Here is a 16,376-nt window from a genome sequence, read left to right as displayed (position 1 = left end):
CATTGAAATTACGTACTCTCGCTGCAGAAATCGATTTCTGTTTCTGCGCCGATGCGCTAGGGTTTCCGCATAAAGTGGGGACCGATGAGCGTCGACTTCAAAAAACTCAAGAGCTTCGTCAAGATCGTCGATACCGGCAGCGTTTCGCGTGCCGCCAGCATCCTTCGCGTAGCCCAGCCAGCGCTGTCTCAGCAGATCGCCTCCCTGGAGCAACACTTCAAGCACCAGCTTCTTCTGCGCAGCAATGTCGGCATCACGCCAACCGAAGCCGGCTTGATCCTTTACCGCCATGCACAGATCATGCTGAAGCAGATCGAGCAGGCGCAGACTGACATTGACCGCTCGACGCGCTCGCTTTCCGGCCGCGTCTCCATCGGACTTGCGACCTATTCCTCGTCGAGTGCGCTATCGTTGCCGCTCATCAAGGAGATGCGGGCGCGATTTCCTGCCATCACGGTTCATATCAACGACAGCTTCGGCCATATCCTCAGCGAGTTGATCATGACCGGCAAGATGGACATGGCACTCATCTACACGTCCGATCCGATCAAGGGCGTGACGCTGGAACCGCTGTTTCGCGAAGAGATGTTCCTTGTCTCGCCCGCCGACATGGTGCTGCCCGCCGAGCCGGGTCAGCCGCTTCCCCTCTCAGTGCTCGATGGCCGACCGATGCTGCTGCCAAGCAAGGCGCATTTCCTTCGTCGGCTCATCGATGAGGGCCTGGCACGGGCGCGCGCGAAGCCGGAGGTGATTTCAGAACTGGAATCGGTGCCTGCGCTGGGGGCCGCGGTACTGGATGGCCTCGGCTCGACCATCCTTCCGGCCTCGGTTGTACTGGAAACCGCGAGCTTCAGCGGCGCGCAGCTGCATCCCCTCACAACCCCAGTCATCGATGCCACGGTGTCGCTTTGCGTCTCCGATCACATGCCGCTCTCCGAACCGGCGCTGGCGGCGCGTTCCGTGCTTCTCGAAATCGTGACGAAGCTGAAGAGTGGGCACCATCCGGGCATTCGTGCCGTGTGAATTCGCTATAAGCAAACCCTATGGCGGCAGACCGAGGTTGTGTTGGCAAAGGCCGACCGAACGTTTCAATTTCCCATCAGTGAACGGGCCCGACCTGTGGGTCCAAAAGGCAGCAAAAAACGCTGCATGGTCGCTCGAGGGAAACAATGGCAAAACTGGCTTTCGATACTGGCGGTACATTTACCGATTTCGCGCTTTTGGACGACAGCGGCGAACTTCACCTCCATAAAGTCCTGAGCACGCCGAAAAATCCGGCCGAAGCCGTTGTGCAGGGCGTGTCGGAACTGCTCGAAAATCATGCGGACGCGATCGCGATTGACAAGCTGCAGGTGCTTGGTGCGACGACCGTCGTTACCAATGCGGTGCTTGAGCGCAAGGGCGTGGAAACCGGTTTCGTCACCACGGATGGCTTTCAGGACATGCTGCGCATCCGCAACGAGGGACGCTACGATCTGTACGACCTGAACATCAAATATCCCGATCCGCTCGTCACCCGCGCCAACAGCTTTGGCGCCGAGGAACGCATTGCTGCCGATGGCGAAGTGATAACGGAACTGAAGGAAGAGACCGTCCGCGAGATTGCCGGGCGGCTGAAGGAAAAGGGTATCCGCTCGGTAGCGGTCTGCCTACTGCATGCATATAAATATCCGCAGCACGAGCAGCGTGTCGCCGCACTCCTGCGCGAAGAAGACCCAGATATCTTCGTTTCCTTGTCTTCCGAGGTCTGCCCGGAAATGCGCGAATTCGACCGCGCCTCAACGACGGTGGTCAATGCCTATACTCGCCCGCAAATGTCCGGACACGTTGCCCATCTACAGAAAGAATTTGCCAACAGGGGCATCGACCGGCAGGTGCTCTGGATGACGTCTTCGGGCGGGCTTGTCCCGAGCAGCCGTGCGGCAGAACTTCCCGTCCGCCTGATCGAATCCGGCCCCGCAGCGGGTGCGGTCGCTGCCGCCGAATTCGGCCGAACGGCGGGTGAAGCGAGCGTTCTCTCCTTCGACATGGGCGGCACCACCGCCAAGCTCTGCCTCATACCCGATGGCGAGCCGAACGTTGGCACCGATCTCGAAGTCGCGCACTACCAGCGTTTCCGCAAGGGATCCGGTTTTCCGCTGAAGATCCAGTCGATCCAGATGATCGAGATCGGCGCCGGCGGCGGTTCCATCGCGGCGAAGAACCCCCTCGGTCTCCTCGACGTCGGTCCCCATTCCGCAGGTGCAATGCCGGGACCGGCCGCCTATCAGCGCGGTGGAACCGAGCCGACGGTGACCGATGCCGATATCCTTCTCGGCTATATGGGAACGGAATCCTTTGTCGGTGGCTCTTTCAAGGTTTCAAAAGACGCCGCACATCAGGCAATGTCGAAACTGGCCGCCTCGCTGGATGTATCGGTCGAACGTTGCGCCTGGGGCATCCACGATCTCGTCAATGAATCCATGAGCAAGGCCGCCGCCATGCATGCGACAGACCTTGGCGTTGATCCACGTTCGTTGCCGATGGTGGCCTTTGGCGGCGCAGGTCCGGTGCATGCCTATGGTATTGCCCGCAAGCTCGGTATCTCGCGCATCATCTGCCCGACCGGTGCCGGCGTCAGCTCTGCCATCGGTCTGCTGATCGCACCGGTCGCCGTCGATCTCTCTGCAAGCCATCCGATGGCAATCGAGGCTTGGGATATCGATGCGATGAACCGTCTGCTCGACGATCTCTCCGCCCAGGGCGCGGAAGTCGTCTCGGCCGCTGGTGTTCCCAAGAAGACGATCAGCAATCGTTATACCGTGGATATGCGCCATGTGGGGCAGGGACACGAGATTACCGTGTTGCTTCCTGACCGCTCACTGCCGAAAGAGGCTTTCCTCGAAGAGTTGCGCAACAGCTTCTTCAAGCTCTACCGCGAATTGTTCGGCCGTACCGTCGCCGCACCACTGGAAGTCATCACCTGGCGTCTACGCGCCAGCGGCGAAAAGGATCAGGTCACCCGGCCGCACGAAACCATCGTTGCCGAAGCGAAAAAAGGCAGCCGCGCAGTCTATTTCCAGGAGGCGAGCGGCTATGTCGAGACCTCGGTCTACGACCACTACAAGCTGCCGGTCGGCCACGAAGTCAAGGGACCTGCCATCGTCGAGCAGCGTGAATCGACGGCTGTCGTCGGACCGAGCGGCACCTTCCACGTCGATGCCCACGGCAATCTCGTGATCAACATTCTCTAAGGGGCAATCAGATGTCGAAACCCGCTACCGATTTCAACGATCCGATCAACCTTCAGGTCATGTGGAACCGCCTTATCTTCATCGCGGATCAGGCCGATAACGTGCTCGGCAAGACGGCATTTTCGCCAATCGTGCGTGAGAACCATGACTATGTCACCGTTCTTCTCGACAGCAAGGGCAGGGCGCTTGCGCAATGCACCTGGTCTATCCCGGTCTTCATCACCTCGCTTCCCGCGGCAGCGCAGAAATATTTCCTGCCGAAGTTTCCTGTCGAAACGCTCGAAGAGGGTGATGTTCTCGCCACCAACGACCCGGAAATCGGAACCGGCCACCTGCCTGATGTGACGATGATCACGCCGATCTTCAAGAACGGCAAGGTTGTTGCCTATGCGGGATCGATCGCCCACCTTCCCGATATTGGCGGTGCGCCGCTGCATTCGGAAGCAAGCGACATTTTCGCGGAAGGCATCCGTTTCCCCATCGTCAAGCTGCTCAAGGCGGGCGTTCCGAACCAGGACGTGTTCGACATCATCGCAGCCTCCGTCCGCCTTCCCACGGAAGTGCGCGGCGATCTGGAATCGATGATCGCTGCCAATAACGTCATGGGCCGCGAACTGGTGAAATTCCTCGACGAATACGGGCTGGACGATGTCGACGGACTTGCAGACGCCATCCATACCCGCTCCGAGGCGCAGACCCGCAAGGCAATCCGCGAATGGCCGAACGGTACCTATTCCGCTGAGGTTCTGCTCGACGGCTACGATGTCGACGTCAAACTCAAAGCCTCGGTCATAGTCAGGGACGATTCCATCCATGTGGACTATACGGGAACCTCGGATCAGGTGCTGCACTCGATCAACTGCCGCACGAACTATCGTTACGCCCATTCGGTCTACGCGTTAAAATGCCTGCTCGATGCAGAAACCCCCAATAATGAGGGCTGCATCGTTCCGATCACCGACGAGGCGCCGCTCGGCTGCATTCTCAATCCGCAGGAATGGACGGCGGGCAATTCGCGCAACCTCATCGGTCACGTCATTCCCTCGCTGATCTTCAAGGCGCTTGAAGGCATCGTGCCGGAAAAGGTGCTGGGCGACAGTGGCGGTGCGCCGATCTGGGCTGCCAATTGCGTCGGCCAGCGCAACGACGGAACGCAATATGCCTCCGTGCAGAATTTCCATGGCGGGCAGGGGGCCCGCGCCGAATTCGACGGGCTGGATACGCTGAGCTTCCCGTCCAACTGCAAGGTCACGGCCATTGAAATGTTCGAGGTCGCCGTTCCGGTCCTGACGGAACGCAAGGAGCTTATCGCCGACTCCGGCGGTGCCGGCAAACATCGCGGCGGCCTTGGCCAGCGTGTCGTCCTGCGTAATCTCGGCAGGAACCCGATGAACATCTATCTGGCATCGGAACGCGTTCGCCATCCCTGCTTTGGCGTGGTGGAAGGGCAGAGCGGCTCCGCCGGAAAGGTGATGAAGGAAGGAAAGTCGCATTTCCCGAAGGGCAAGGTGGTTCTTCAGACGGGCGAACGTCTCGAAGTCCAGACGCCTGGTGGCGGCGGCTGGGGCCGTGCTGCAGAACGCTCGCACGGATTGATCGAGCAGGATATTGCCGAAGGCCTGGTAACCTCGAAGGCGGCAAAGGAAATCTTCGGCTATTCTGGTGCCATTGCTGCCGCAGCCGAATAGGAGACGACGATGGGACTGCTGAACGGAAAGATCGCTCTGGTAACCGGGGCCGGCTCGGGCATCGGCCGTGAAACTGCAATCCTGCTTGCGAAGGAAGGAGCGACGGTTGTGCTGACCGGCCGCCGCCTCGATCCGCTGCGGGAAGTCGCGGAGTTGATCGAAAAGAAGAAGGGCAAAGCTATCGCCCGTACGCTGGACATTGCCTCGCGTGACGCGATCTTCGACACGATCAAGTCGATCCGGGAAGCGGTCGGCCCCATCGATATCCTCGTGAACAATGCCGGTTCTGCCAGTAAGGTTCTCAACGCCCGCTTTATCAGCGAGGACGAGTGGAACGCCACCGTCAACATCAATCTGACGGCGGTGTTCAACCTGACACAGGCCGTGCTGCCGGAGATGATCGAAAAGGGTGAGGGGACCATCATTACGGTCTCTTCGCTCGCGGCCCTCAATCCCAATCTTCTGGGCGGCGTTGCCTATGGCGCTGCGAAGGCGGGCGTGAAGAATTTCATGACCTTCCTTCACAATACCTATCGCAACCAGGGGATCCGGGCGACGACCATCCTGCCAGGTGAGACAGACACGCCGATCATGAACAACCGCGCGCGTCCGCCTCTCAAGGAAGAACGCGCCGTGATGATGGATCCGCACGACGTGGCCCGCGCCATCACGCTTTGCGCCAGCCTGAGCGGAAGTGCGGTCATTCCGGAACTGCACATTTGCCCGACCCATATGCGCGATACCTCAAAGGATATCGACGTTGCGCGCTGGGTAGGGGCACCGGACGAAACGCCGGATATGCCGAAAAACAAGTAAGGGAGAAACGTTCATGAATGGAGCAAAGCTGCGCGTCCGTCTTGCCGCGGGTGAAGCGATCAGTATGTTCACGCCACACCATACACATTCAGGTCTTTCTGCCCGGCTGGTGGAGCTTGGCGCGGATGCGGTCTTCATCGATTGCGAGCATGGCACCTGGAGCTTCGAGGATGTGCGGGCAACCGGGCAGGTGGTGCGCTCGGTGGGTGGTTCTGTAATCGTGCGGCCGCATTCGCATGAACGGCCGATCATCATCCGCTACCTGAATGCAGGCGCAGACGGGATCATGGTGCCCATGGTCGCAAATGCCAACGAAGCTCGCGCGATTGTCGATGCGGTACGTTACGCCCTGCCGTCCGACTATGAAAAACGGCTGGTGATCGCCATGATAGAGACGGTCGATGCAATCGACGCGCTTGAAGAGATGTTGGCGGTAGAGGGCATCGATGTATTCTTCATCGGCCCCGGCGATCTTTCACAGGATATGGGATACCCGCCCGCGCCGCCATTCGGCGAACCGCGCCCGGAGGTGGTGATGGAGAAGGTCGCCGTTGCCGTCGACAAGATACGCGCAGCTGGAAAGATCGCGGGAACGCTCGCGACGCTGGATGAAATGCCGCACTGGCGGGAGCGTGGCGTGCAATTCTTCTACGTCCATTCCGATCCGTTCCTGCGCCGGGGTCTGGCCGCGGTGAAGAAGGCGCTTGCCTGAGGCGGAGCGAGCCTGAAGCTGTCTGCAGGCCTTGATCGACCTTTCCGCATTTCGCCAGAATATCATCGACGACGCTGACAAGTGGTGCCCTGGCGTCGATGACGGTTGCGTTGTCGGGCATGTCTTCTTTAGTTTCATGCAATCGCATGATCAGCTTCCGTTCGGCCTTTTTTGCAAATTTCAACCTGAGCACGAAGTTGTCAGCGATATTGGACCACGGCAGCAAGGTGAACGCGATAAGAGGCGCTATCGAGCATATTCGTCGGCAGGGTTTTGTCGTGGTCGGTCTTGGCCGTTTTCTCCTTTGGGTGGCTGATGATGTGTTTCGGTTGCGCGGTGCCTAGCGTGACGCGATCAGAACCGTGCCGGATTTACCGGGCTTTTCGACAAGTGCGGCAGCCTTGCCGACGTCCGCGAGATCGAACGTCTGCTCCACCTGAAATAGCTCCACCTGAAATAGCTCCGGCTTGCTGGCTGCGAGCTCAAGCGCCAGCTTCAGGTCCGCCTTGCGGACTTCGACGGGTAAGCCCGCCCACCGCCCGACCGTCACTCCTGACATCCGGATGTCGCGTGTCGAAAAATAAAGCGCGGGCACCGAGATCGGATGCCCGGAAAGATCGCCGTAGGAAACCAGGCTGCCGCCTTGGGCAAGCAGCCCGACCGCAGTACTTGCGGTCTCGCCGCCAACAGGGTCGAACACGACGCCGATCGGATGGCCGTCTGCTGCTGAAATCACTTTGTCCTGCCAGCAGGGTTTATCGGTGGAAACCACCGGCAGATCCGGAAACACGACGTTGAGCTCGTTCACGCCGGCTTCCCGCCGGACGACGCCGACGACATCGAAGCCGCGATCGAGAAGCAGTCCGATCACCAGTCTGGCAACGGCGGAGCCTGCGGCGGTGAAGACGACGACGTCGCGGCCCGGTTTCGCGCCGGATGTCTCAACGGCCCGCAAAAGAAGTGCGGTCGTCAGCGGGTTGACGTGAAGTTGTGCCGCGGCTTCATCCGATACGTTATCGGGGATTTCGGTGACGTATTCCGCCGGGACGGTGGCCTTTTCGCTCCAAGCGCCTCGGCCGGGGAAGAAGGCGACACGTGTGCCGGGTTTCAGATCGACGCCACCGCCCGCTTCCTCGACGATTCCGTAGCCTTCAAAACCGACGCGCACGCCCTCTTTCGGAAGCGCTGCTCGCGGCTGGTAGCGTCCTGCTATACCGAGAAGGTCGCCATGGTGGACCGGCCGGAGAAGCACCGGATCAGCACTTCGTTGTGTTCAGGATGCTTGGGATTTTCGACTTTGACTGTCTGAAGAACGTCCTCAGGCTTCCCATGCTTGAAATAGACTGCGGCACGCATCGCGGGCTCTCCTTGAGATTAAAGTGGAGCGGCTGTCAGCCGCTCCCGTTATGACGTTAGACCTGGGCTTGGCCGCCGTCGGCAAAGAGCTCGGCGCCGTTGACGAAGCTCGCATCGTCGGAAGCGAGGAACAGGGTTGCCTTGGCGATTTCCTCGGGCTCGCCGACGCGACCAAGCGGGATGCGCGAGGCGAGATAGTCGAGCAGGCCCTGCTGCTGTTGCTTGTCGTCACCGGCAAGTTCGACGAGGCCGGGGGTGCGTGTGGCGCCGGGCGAGACGACGTTGACGCGGATACCGGTGCCCTTGAGATCAAGCGCCCAGGAGCGGGCGAGGTTGCGGACGGCGGCCTTGGAGGCGGAGTAGACGGAGAAGGCAGCCGTGCCCTCGGTGCCTGCGGTCGAGCCGGTCAGCACAACCGATGAACCCTTGCCCAAAAGCGGAAGCGCTTTCTGCACCGTGAAGATGACGGCCTTCACGTTGCGGCCGAAGGTCTCATCTATCTGTTCCTCGGTGACCTGACCGAGCGCAAGCATGCTGCCGCCACCGGCGTTGACGACGAGGGCGTCAAGACGACCCTGTTCAGCTTTAACCTGAGCAAACAGCTTGTCGAGGTCGTCGTTGCTCGAGGAGTCGGCTTGTACGCCCACCGCGCCATGGCCGATCTCAGCCACTGCCTTGTCGAGCGCATCCTTGCGGCGGCCGGTGATGTAAACGCGTGCGCCTTCGGCGGCGAAAAGCTTGGCAGTTGCTAGGCCGATGCCGCTTGTTGCACCGGTGACAACGGCGATCTTGTTTTCAAGTCTGTTGGTCATTTTACTCTCCTGATGCCGGGCGCGCGAAAGGGTTCAGCCCGAATGCGCGGCCTGTTGAAATCTTGAAACTGTTCGGGAAGTGGCGTTGGCTGTTGGCCTTGTCGCCGTCCGATGAGGAGAAGTTAGTTCATCAGTTTGTCGGCCAGAAGCCGCTCAGGGTGGAGACATTATCCATGGGGATGGATGGTCTCCGCAGGCACATTGCGTCTGACATCGACGGCTTCGAATATCTTCGCTGCCCATTCCGTAAAGGCCCGCAGCCGCGGGTTTGGAAATCGGTCGGCCGGGTAGACGAGGTGCAGTGGATGATTGTCCGGCTTCCACTCAGGCAACAGTTCGACCAGCGCTCCGCTATTGAAATGGGGCCGCGCGAGAAATCCGAAGCTTTGGCCAATTCCCAGCCCCGACAGCAGCGCGTTCAGATGCGCGGTACTCTCGTTGACGGAAACGCCGCCAGAGGCAGGGAGATACTCGCTTCGCTCTTCGCCGCGCTGAAAGCGCAATGGAAATCTCTTGCCAGATGATGCGGAGAAGTAACTAACGATCCGGTGTGCCTCGATATCCTCCGGTCGCTCCGGCAACTCCAGGCCATTCAGATAAGCGGGTGATGCACAAATCACGTAGTCCAACTCGCACAGCTTGCGCGCCTTCATCGAGGAGTCACTCAGCGCCCCGCCGCGAATGACGCAATCGATCCCTTCACTGATGAGGTCGGCGGGGCGATCGCTGACGCCAAGCATGAGGTCGATATCGGGATACAGGTGCTGAAAATCCGAGAGCGCGGGGATGAGGATCTGATTTGCCAGCACTGACCCGATGTCCACGCGCAGCTTTCCTTTGGGCGCGCTGCGGGAGCCGGCGACAGTGCCGTCCATGTCATCGAGATCGGCGAGGAGCTTGAGCGCACGCTCGTGATAGGCGACGCCTTCGGTGGTCATTGTGACGGACCGCGTGGTGCGCTCCACCAGCTTTGTCCCGAGATGCGCCTCAAGATCCTGCACGAGCTTGCTTACGGAGGACCGGGGCAGGTTCATCGTATCCGCCGCCTTGGCGAAAGAGCCGGCTTCGGCGACGCGGACAAACGTTCGAATGGCGAGTATCTGATCCACGGTAAGCCTGCATGATTGGGTTCGTTGAGATGAAATCTATACCCGACGGATGACACCGGCCATGCAAGTTATTGCTCCAGCTGGATGATTTTGCGACATTTATAGCTAAGCGCCAAGCCTGCGAGGCAATATGTCTGGGTTTGAGATCGTATACTGCTTTCGGCTCGGCATGACCGATCCGACGCTTTGCTTATGGGGCAAACCTCAATTTTTAAGACGCTTAGGTTTATGTCGGTGTCGTCGGTTAGGATCCCTTTAAGAGCCTTGTTTTTGATTGATGGTTACGTCGGAACCCACTGAATCGATATTCAAATTCGGATAAAGCGCGCTCACCGCTTCGACGTCTGCCTTTAATTCACCGATCATCCATTCCTTGACCTGCGTGACGATCGGTCGGGCGGGCTTGGTACGCAGCCGGATAAGATGGCAGCGCCGGCCGGTGACCATCAATTGTTCTCTCGCTGGAACCAGTGTCCGTGTCCGCAGCCAATGGGCGACGACGTTAAGCCAGCCAAGCGCCACGCCCTGGCCCAGAAGAGCAGCTTGCACGACGATGGCGTAATCGGAGAAGATCATCGAATTCTGCGGGTCGCTGCCGCTGGCCGGTGTGAACAGCGTCGACCAGTTGGGTTGCGCATCGCTTAAGTTGATCGTCGTATCCGGCACGCGATCAATATCGTTGCCGGAAATGGCATGGCTTTCCCTGTAGCCCGGACTGCATATCGGCAGCAGGATTTCGGGCATGACGAAAGCTGCCTCGTGATGCCTGTCCGGTCCGTCTACGAAGCGCATCCCAAGATCGACGTCGTTGACCGGCCCCGCCAGGGCGCCCATCATGAGCTGAAAACGAAGATCGACATTGGGAAATTCCCTTTTGAATTCGGCCATTCTCGGCATCATCCAGTGCGTGGTGAAGCCGGTCGAGACGGAAAGGGAAACGGTTTCGATACCGGTTCGGCGATCCTCGATTTCCCGCAAGGCGCTTTCTATTCCGGCGAAGCCTCTGGCAATCGCATCGAAAAGCAGCTGGCCGGGTTCCGTCAGCATCACGCCACCGGGCTGCCGAAGAAACAATGTCGTATCAAGATGTTCCTCCAGTCGGGACATCATGCGGCTAACAGCCGCCGGCGTTACGTTCAATTCGTCTGCTGCCCTTGAAAAACTGCCGCAGCGCGCAGCGGCCTCGAAAGTGAAGAGGCCGTTCATGGAGGGCAGGGAGCGACGGAGGAATGTCATTACACTATGTAACATCGTATAGATTTTTTTTCAATTGCCTATCCGCCTTTTGTTTGGTCTCTTTAATGTCAACGAAGGCGAGAGACCTTCCGTGAATTGAGGGGAACGCGACAGATTGGTTTCAGGTCGACGCCGGGCGTCACAGGCTGCAAATCTGCTCTTCGTTCTGTAAAAACGCGCTGCCATACGTCGGATTACCACCGGATGTACTGGGGTTTTTTAGTGGAATCATATGATTGAGCAGCCAAATACAGAGCGGGTAGGCGTTTCCATCAAAGAGGCGGTCAAGTGCTACGGAACGTTTCGTGCGCTGGACAATGTCAATCTCGATGTCTCTCCCGGCGAATTCGTTTCCATTCTCGGGCCTTCGGGGTCAGGCAAGACCACGTTGTTGGGAATTCTCGGTGGCTTTGTCCAGCCGACATCGGGGTCAATTTGGTTAGGTGATCGGGATATTACATTTGAGCCACCGCATAAGCGGGATATCGGTATTGTCTTTCAGAACTACGCGCTCTTTCCGCATATGAGCGTCGGCGAAAACATCACCTTTCCGCTAAGGGCTCGGCGGCTGCCGAAGGCGAGTTGGCCGGTGAAACTCAAGGCCGCGCTCGAAATGGTCGAACTCACCGGTTATGATAGCAGGCGTATCCACGAATTGTCGGGGGGCCAACGTCAGCGCGTGGCGCTGGCGCGCGCCATGATCTTCGAGCCGGGCCTCATTCTCATGGACGAGCCGCTTTCGGCGCTCGACAAGCAGCTGCGCGAGACCATGCAGATCGAACTTAAACGCCTGCATAAGCGGCTCGGCGCCACGATCGTCTATGTCACGCATGATCAGCGCGAGGCGCTGACGATGAGCGACCGCGTGGCGATCATGCACAGGGGACGTCTGGTGCAGGTCGATACGCCGGAGCGCCTGCATGATCGTCCCGTCAACGCCTTCGTCGCCCGTTTCATTGGCGAGGCGACCCTGCTTGCGGTTCGGCGCGAAAGCGAAACGGCGGTGCGGCTGGGAGACCGGCTGCTGCGCACGGCGCATCGCGTGCCGGAAGGCGAAAACCTGCATCTCGTGGTTCATTCGGAAAAACTCGTGGTGGCGGATGGCGCTCAAGCCGATGGCGGCAACAGGCTGACAGGTACCGTCACGGATACGCTTTATCAGGGCGAAAGCATTCGGGTTTTCGTGCGGCTGGACAGTGGCGACGATCTGAGTTTTCGACTTCCCAGCAACCACACAGGCCGCGCGCTCATGAAATCGCCGGGCGAAGTGATCGTGCTTTCACTCCACCCCGAAGACACGGTGATCGTTCCCGAAGCGGGTTGAGACATTCCATGCAGTAAACAAGGATGAAGACTATGCAGCTTACGCAATTCAAGGTCATGACCTTCGATGTGGTCGGCACTTTGATCGATTTCGAAACGGGTGTGCTTAATGCGGTGCGTGCGCTCGGCGGCGAAAAGGCGGCCAGGGCCACCGACGACGATATTTTCGAACCCTACAAGCGCGGCCGCGACAAGTTCTATGGACGGTCTTCCTTCGCCATGAAAGACGTCTATCTTTCTCTCGCCAACGAACTCGGTTTCAACAATGATGACGCCACGGCGGAAGCCTTCCAGCTTGCCGTGCTGCGCTGGCCTGCTTTCGCGGATTCCGTGGAAGCGCTCGCTCGCCTGCGCAAGAACTTTCGTCTTGTCGCCATGACGAATGCCGACCGGACGGCGTTTTCCGCCTATTCCGATACGCTTGGTAATCCGTTTCACGACAGCGTCACCTGTGATGAGGCCGGATGCGCCAAGCCCAATCCGCAGTTTTTTGCCTTTAACAAGGGGCGTCAGTCGGTTTTCGGTTTCAAGCAGTCAGAAATCCTGCATGTCGCCCAGAGCCAGCATCACGATATCGGCGTGGCCCGCGAACTTGGCTACACGACCTGCTGGATCGAGCGTCGCCAGGGCCAGCAGGGGTTCGGTGGAACCCCGGCTCCGAAGGTGGTGACTAGGCCCGATTTCCACTTCTCCTCGCTCAAGCAGCTGGCCGATGCGGTGGACGCGGAGCTTGCTGCCGGCGTCAAGACGGCAACGGCAGCCTGAACGCGAGAGAGCCGTACCGATGGCCGCACGCCCCCCTTTTCCTGATATCAACTCCCTCTGGCAGGAGACGGCTTCAAGCCGTCCTGCCTTAGACCGGCTCTCCGGCGATCGTCGGTTCGATGTCGCCATCATCGGCGGTGGCTACACGGGCCTTTCCGCGGCGCGCTATCTGGCCCGCCGCGGCCTGTCTCCGGTGGTGCTGGAGGCAAGCCGGATCGGCTGGGGCGCGAGCGGCCGCAATGGTGGCGTGGTGTCGGGCAAGTTCCGGCTTTCCTTCTCCGACATCGCCGCCCGCTATGGGATAGAGACGGCGCGGCGCATGCACGATCTCGGTATCGAGGCCATCGATCATGTTGGCGATCTGGTAGACGATTATGCAATCGCCGCTGCCGATTATCGCCCAACCGGTTCGCTGCGCTGTGCCCACAATCAGCTGTCGCTCGATGGCCTGAAAAAAGAAGTCGAGTGGCTACGTGGATCGCTTGGCGACCACTCCTGCACCATTCTCTCACCGGAGGAAATGGAGGCGGAGACAGGCTCACGCGATTTCGTCGGCGGCATGCTCAATACCCATGGCGGCGTCATTCACCCCTTGAATTTCGTTTTGGGCATGGCGGCCGGATTGAGTGCCGCAGGCATCGCGATCCACGAGAACACGCCGGTGGCGGCATTCAGGCGAGATGGCGCCGGCATCGTTCTTGAAACGCCTGACGGTGTCGTTTCGGCCCGACAGGTGGTGATCGCCAGCAATTCCTATTCCGATCTGACGCCGGCCACGTCGGCGGTCCGCAAATCCATCATTCCCTTCCGCTCCGCAATGATTGCGACCGAGCCGCTGACCGGCAGACCGGATGCTTCCCTCCTGTCGCAGGGACGCAGCTATACCGAGACGCGGCGCATGATGCGCTGGTTCCGCAAGGCCGGAGACCGTGTGATTTATGGCGGGCGCGGCGCCTTCGGCAAGGCGGATTCCCAAAGCGCGTTTGCGGCGCTGCACAAAGCCATGGCGCGGCAGTTTCCAGAACTCGCAGCGGTATCGGTCACCCATCGCTGGTCCGGCCTCGTGGCGATGACGATGGACAGCATTCCGCATCTGGGCCGGCTGGACGACCGGGTCGTCTATGCAGTCGGTTATAATGGAACCGGGGTGGCCATGGCCTCCAACATGGGCCGCTACGTTGCGGCCATGGTTGCCGGGCAAAGTCCCGATCTCGGACTCTTGACCGCGGAGCCGCTCAAACCAGTGCCTTTTTATCCCATCAGGGAGCCAGCCGTCCGGCTCGTCGCCGGCTGGTATCAGTTCCTCGATGCAATCGGGCGCTAAGACCCGACAGTCGCATGCCAACAGGGGCGACAGCGCCTCGCCATAAAGAGGAGAACGACAAATGAAATACAGATTTTCCATGCTCGTGCTTTCCGCATCCGCCGCCGTCTTTTCGGCTGGCTTGGCCTCGGCGGAACAGGTCACCTTCGTCTCGCAGGGCGGCGCCTACCAGGAGGCGCAGACCAAGGCGATCCTCGATCCCGTCGCCAAGCTGCTTGGCATCACTGTCAATCAGGACAGCGCGCCGGATGCCTGGCCTGTGATCAAGACGCAGTCCGCATCCGGCAAGATCGTCTGGGACGTCATCGACACGCCGGCGAAGGATTGCATACGCGGCGGGGAACAGGGAATGATCGAGAAACTCGATTTTTCCAAGATACCCAATGCGGAAAAGATGCCTGCCGAATACAAGAGCCCCTATTCGGTCGCCTATGAATTCTACTCGAGCGTGCTTGCCTACAACAAGGACAAGTTCGGCGGCAACCCGCCCAAGAGCTGGTCGGATTTCTGGGATGTCAAGAAATTTCCGGGTACGCGGGCGCTGCGTAACCATCCCCTGGCGACACTTGAGGCCGCTTTGCTCGCCGATGGCATGCCAGTGGACAAGCTTTATCCGCTCGATGTCGACCGGGCTTTCAAGAAGCTCGAGGAGATCAAACCCTATGTCACGGTGTGGTGGACCTCCGGCGCCCAGTCAGCGCAGCTTCTAGCCGATGGTGAAGTCGACATGGAGATGGCGTGGAACGGCCGCGTTGCTGCGGTGGTGAAGGAAGGCGCGCCGATCGGTTATTCGTTCAACGAAGGTTTCCTTCAGTATACGTCGCTCTGCATTCTCAAGGGCGCGCCGAACCTCGAAACGGCGGTCAAGTTCGTCAACGCGGCGCTGACCCCTGAAATCCAGGCGAATTTCCCGGCCTATATCGATTACGGTCCAGGCAATCCTGAAGCGTACAAGACCGGCAAGATTTCGCCGGAACGCGCTGCCGAAATGCCGAGTTCGCCGAACAATGCCGCACTTCAGGTTCTGGTGTCGGATGAGTGGTGGAGTTCACCAGCCGGTGAGGAGGCGCAAAAACGCTGGGCGCAGTTCATCCAGAAATGATGTTCGGCCTGTGGAGGGTCACTGATGGCACAGTCGAAACGAAATCCGTCGGCGCTGCATGAGCAGCGTGAGCAAAGGCTCATGCTGATGCTACTGGCGCCAGCGCTTGCGGTCGTCGTCGTTCTGCTGGTCCTGCCGCTTCTGTGGCTGGGCTGGCAGTCGATCCGCCAGGATGGCGGCTTTACGCTCGTTCACTATCAGCGGTTCCTGACGGATTCCGTCTACTGGATGACCTTCCTTCAGACCTTCCGCATTGCGGCGGTCGTAACGTTGATGACCGTGCTCCTCGGCTATCCCGTCGCCTATGTGGCGGCGGGCCTGCCTCAGCGCCGGAGCGTGCTCGTTCTCGCCATGGTGCTGCTGCCTTTCTGGACATCCGTTCTGGTGCGCGCCTATGCTTGGCTCATCCTGCTGCAGCGCAACGGCATCATCAATTCAGCGTTGACGGGATCTGGCCTGATCGATGCGCCGCTCCGGCTGGTCAACAACGAATTCGGCACGGTCATGGCAACGATCCACATCCTGCTGCCCTTCATGGTGCTGCCGCTTTATGCAACGATGAAGAAAATACCCGCGGAACTGACCATGGCCGGTGCCAGCCTCGGCGGCTCACCCATGCATGTCTTTTGGCGGGTTTTCCTGCCGCTGTCGCTGCCGGGCATGATCGCCGGCATGGTGCTGGTCTTCGTGCTCACCCTTGGTTTTTATATCACGCCGGAACTGCTGGGCGGCGGGCGCACCTACATGGTCTCCATGCTCGTTTCACGCAACATCGAGGTGTATAACGAATGGGGCGCGGCTTCGTCGATCAGCGTCGTCCTGCTTGTCTGCGTTTTTCTGGTTTTCCGGCTGGCGAGCCTCATCATTCCGTTCGAACGCATCATGGGAACGAGGTGACAC

Annotated in this window: 15 protein-coding genes; 11 read left to right on the top strand and 4 right to left on the bottom strand. The window is 59.5% G+C overall.

Going from position 1 to position 16,376, the window contains the following annotated elements; translation table 11 throughout:
• The first annotated feature begins 84 nt into the window (after window positions 1–84).
• From nac to CRP02_RS27435, 6 genes are all read left to right on the top strand, one after another.
• Window positions 85–1,023, top strand: a complete 939-nt coding sequence (nac, locus tag CRP02_RS01895) for a nitrogen assimilation transcriptional regulator NAC (RefSeq protein ID WP_097099008.1) — start codon at window positions 85–87, stop codon at window positions 1,021–1,023.
• A 146-nt stretch (window positions 1,024–1,169) separates the two neighbouring features.
• Window positions 1,170–3,233, top strand: coding sequence for a hydantoinase/oxoprolinase family protein (locus tag CRP02_RS01890; protein ID WP_097170032.1), 2,064 nt, complete (start codon window positions 1,170–1,172; stop codon window positions 3,231–3,233).
• Window positions 3,234–3,244: 11 nt separating this feature from the next.
• On the top strand, window positions 3,245–4,921 hold the full coding sequence (locus CRP02_RS01885; RefSeq protein WP_097099006.1) for a hydantoinase B/oxoprolinase family protein: 1,677 nt from the start codon (window positions 3,245–3,247) through the stop codon (window positions 4,919–4,921).
• A gap of 9 nt (window positions 4,922–4,930) precedes the next feature.
• On the top strand, window positions 4,931–5,737 hold the full coding sequence (locus CRP02_RS01880; protein WP_097099005.1) for an SDR family oxidoreductase: 807 nt from the start codon (window positions 4,931–4,933) through the stop codon (window positions 5,735–5,737).
• A gap of 13 nt (window positions 5,738–5,750) precedes the next feature.
• Complete coding sequence (locus CRP02_RS01875; RefSeq protein WP_097099004.1) at window positions 5,751–6,449, top strand: HpcH/HpaI aldolase family protein; 699 nt, start codon at window positions 5,751–5,753, stop codon at window positions 6,447–6,449.
• Window positions 6,450–6,547: 98 nt separating this feature from the next.
• Complete coding sequence (locus CRP02_RS27435) at window positions 6,548–6,793, top strand: hypothetical protein (RefSeq protein ID WP_179783908.1); 246 nt, start codon at window positions 6,548–6,550, stop codon at window positions 6,791–6,793.
• Here CRP02_RS27435 and CRP02_RS01860 read toward each other — a convergent pair.
• The 4 genes from CRP02_RS01860 to CRP02_RS01845 form a co-directional block, all read right to left on the bottom strand.
• A complete protein-coding gene (locus tag CRP02_RS01860; RefSeq protein WP_323455302.1) occupies window positions 6,790–7,701 on the bottom strand; it encodes a zinc-binding dehydrogenase in 912 nt (303 codons plus the stop codon). The genes CRP02_RS27435 and CRP02_RS01860 overlap by 4 nt on opposite strands.
• A 160-nt stretch (window positions 7,702–7,861) precedes the next feature.
• Window positions 7,862–8,617, bottom strand: a complete 756-nt coding sequence (locus tag CRP02_RS01855) for an SDR family NAD(P)-dependent oxidoreductase (protein WP_097170031.1) — start codon at window positions 8,615–8,617, stop codon at window positions 7,862–7,864.
• A 167-nt stretch (window positions 8,618–8,784) separates the two neighbouring features.
• Complete coding sequence (locus CRP02_RS01850; RefSeq protein WP_097170030.1) at window positions 8,785–9,726, bottom strand: LysR family transcriptional regulator; 942 nt, start codon at window positions 9,724–9,726, stop codon at window positions 8,785–8,787.
• Window positions 9,727–9,981: 255 nt separating this feature from the next.
• The gene (locus CRP02_RS01845; protein WP_097098999.1) at window positions 9,982–10,962 is read right to left on the bottom strand and encodes a LysR family transcriptional regulator; all 981 of its coding nucleotides are present in this window, start codon (window positions 10,960–10,962) and stop codon (window positions 9,982–9,984) included.
• A gap of 232 nt (window positions 10,963–11,194) precedes the next feature.
• Between CRP02_RS01845 and CRP02_RS01840 the strand changes: the two genes are divergently transcribed.
• From CRP02_RS01840 to CRP02_RS01820, 5 genes are all read left to right on the top strand, one after another.
• Window positions 11,195–12,286: an ABC transporter ATP-binding protein gene (locus CRP02_RS01840; RefSeq protein ID WP_097170029.1), complete on the top strand. Its 1,092-nt coding sequence runs from the start codon at window positions 11,195–11,197 to the stop codon at window positions 12,284–12,286.
• A gap of 32 nt (window positions 12,287–12,318) precedes the next feature.
• On the top strand, window positions 12,319–13,050 hold the full coding sequence (locus CRP02_RS01835) for an HAD-IA family hydrolase (protein ID WP_097170028.1): 732 nt from the start codon (window positions 12,319–12,321) through the stop codon (window positions 13,048–13,050).
• 19 nt (window positions 13,051–13,069) lie between these two features.
• Complete coding sequence (locus CRP02_RS01830; protein WP_097170027.1) at window positions 13,070–14,374, top strand: NAD(P)/FAD-dependent oxidoreductase; 1,305 nt, start codon at window positions 13,070–13,072, stop codon at window positions 14,372–14,374.
• Between the two features lie 61 nt (window positions 14,375–14,435).
• Window positions 14,436–15,476, top strand: a complete 1,041-nt coding sequence (locus CRP02_RS01825) for an ABC transporter substrate-binding protein (protein WP_097170026.1) — start codon at window positions 14,436–14,438, stop codon at window positions 15,474–15,476.
• Between the two features lie 24 nt (window positions 15,477–15,500).
• Window positions 15,501–16,373, top strand: a complete 873-nt coding sequence (locus CRP02_RS01820; protein ID WP_038496560.1) for an ABC transporter permease — start codon at window positions 15,501–15,503, stop codon at window positions 16,371–16,373.
• Window positions 16,374–16,376: the final 3 nt, after the last annotated feature.

The sequence above is a fragment of the Rhizobium sp. AN5 genome, assembly GCF_900215255.1.
GTDB lineage: Bacteria > Pseudomonadota > Alphaproteobacteria > Rhizobiales > Rhizobiaceae > Agrobacterium > Agrobacterium tumefaciens.
The sequence above is the reverse complement of the archived record's forward strand: the minus strand, read 5'-3'. Positions and strand labels throughout refer to the sequence as shown.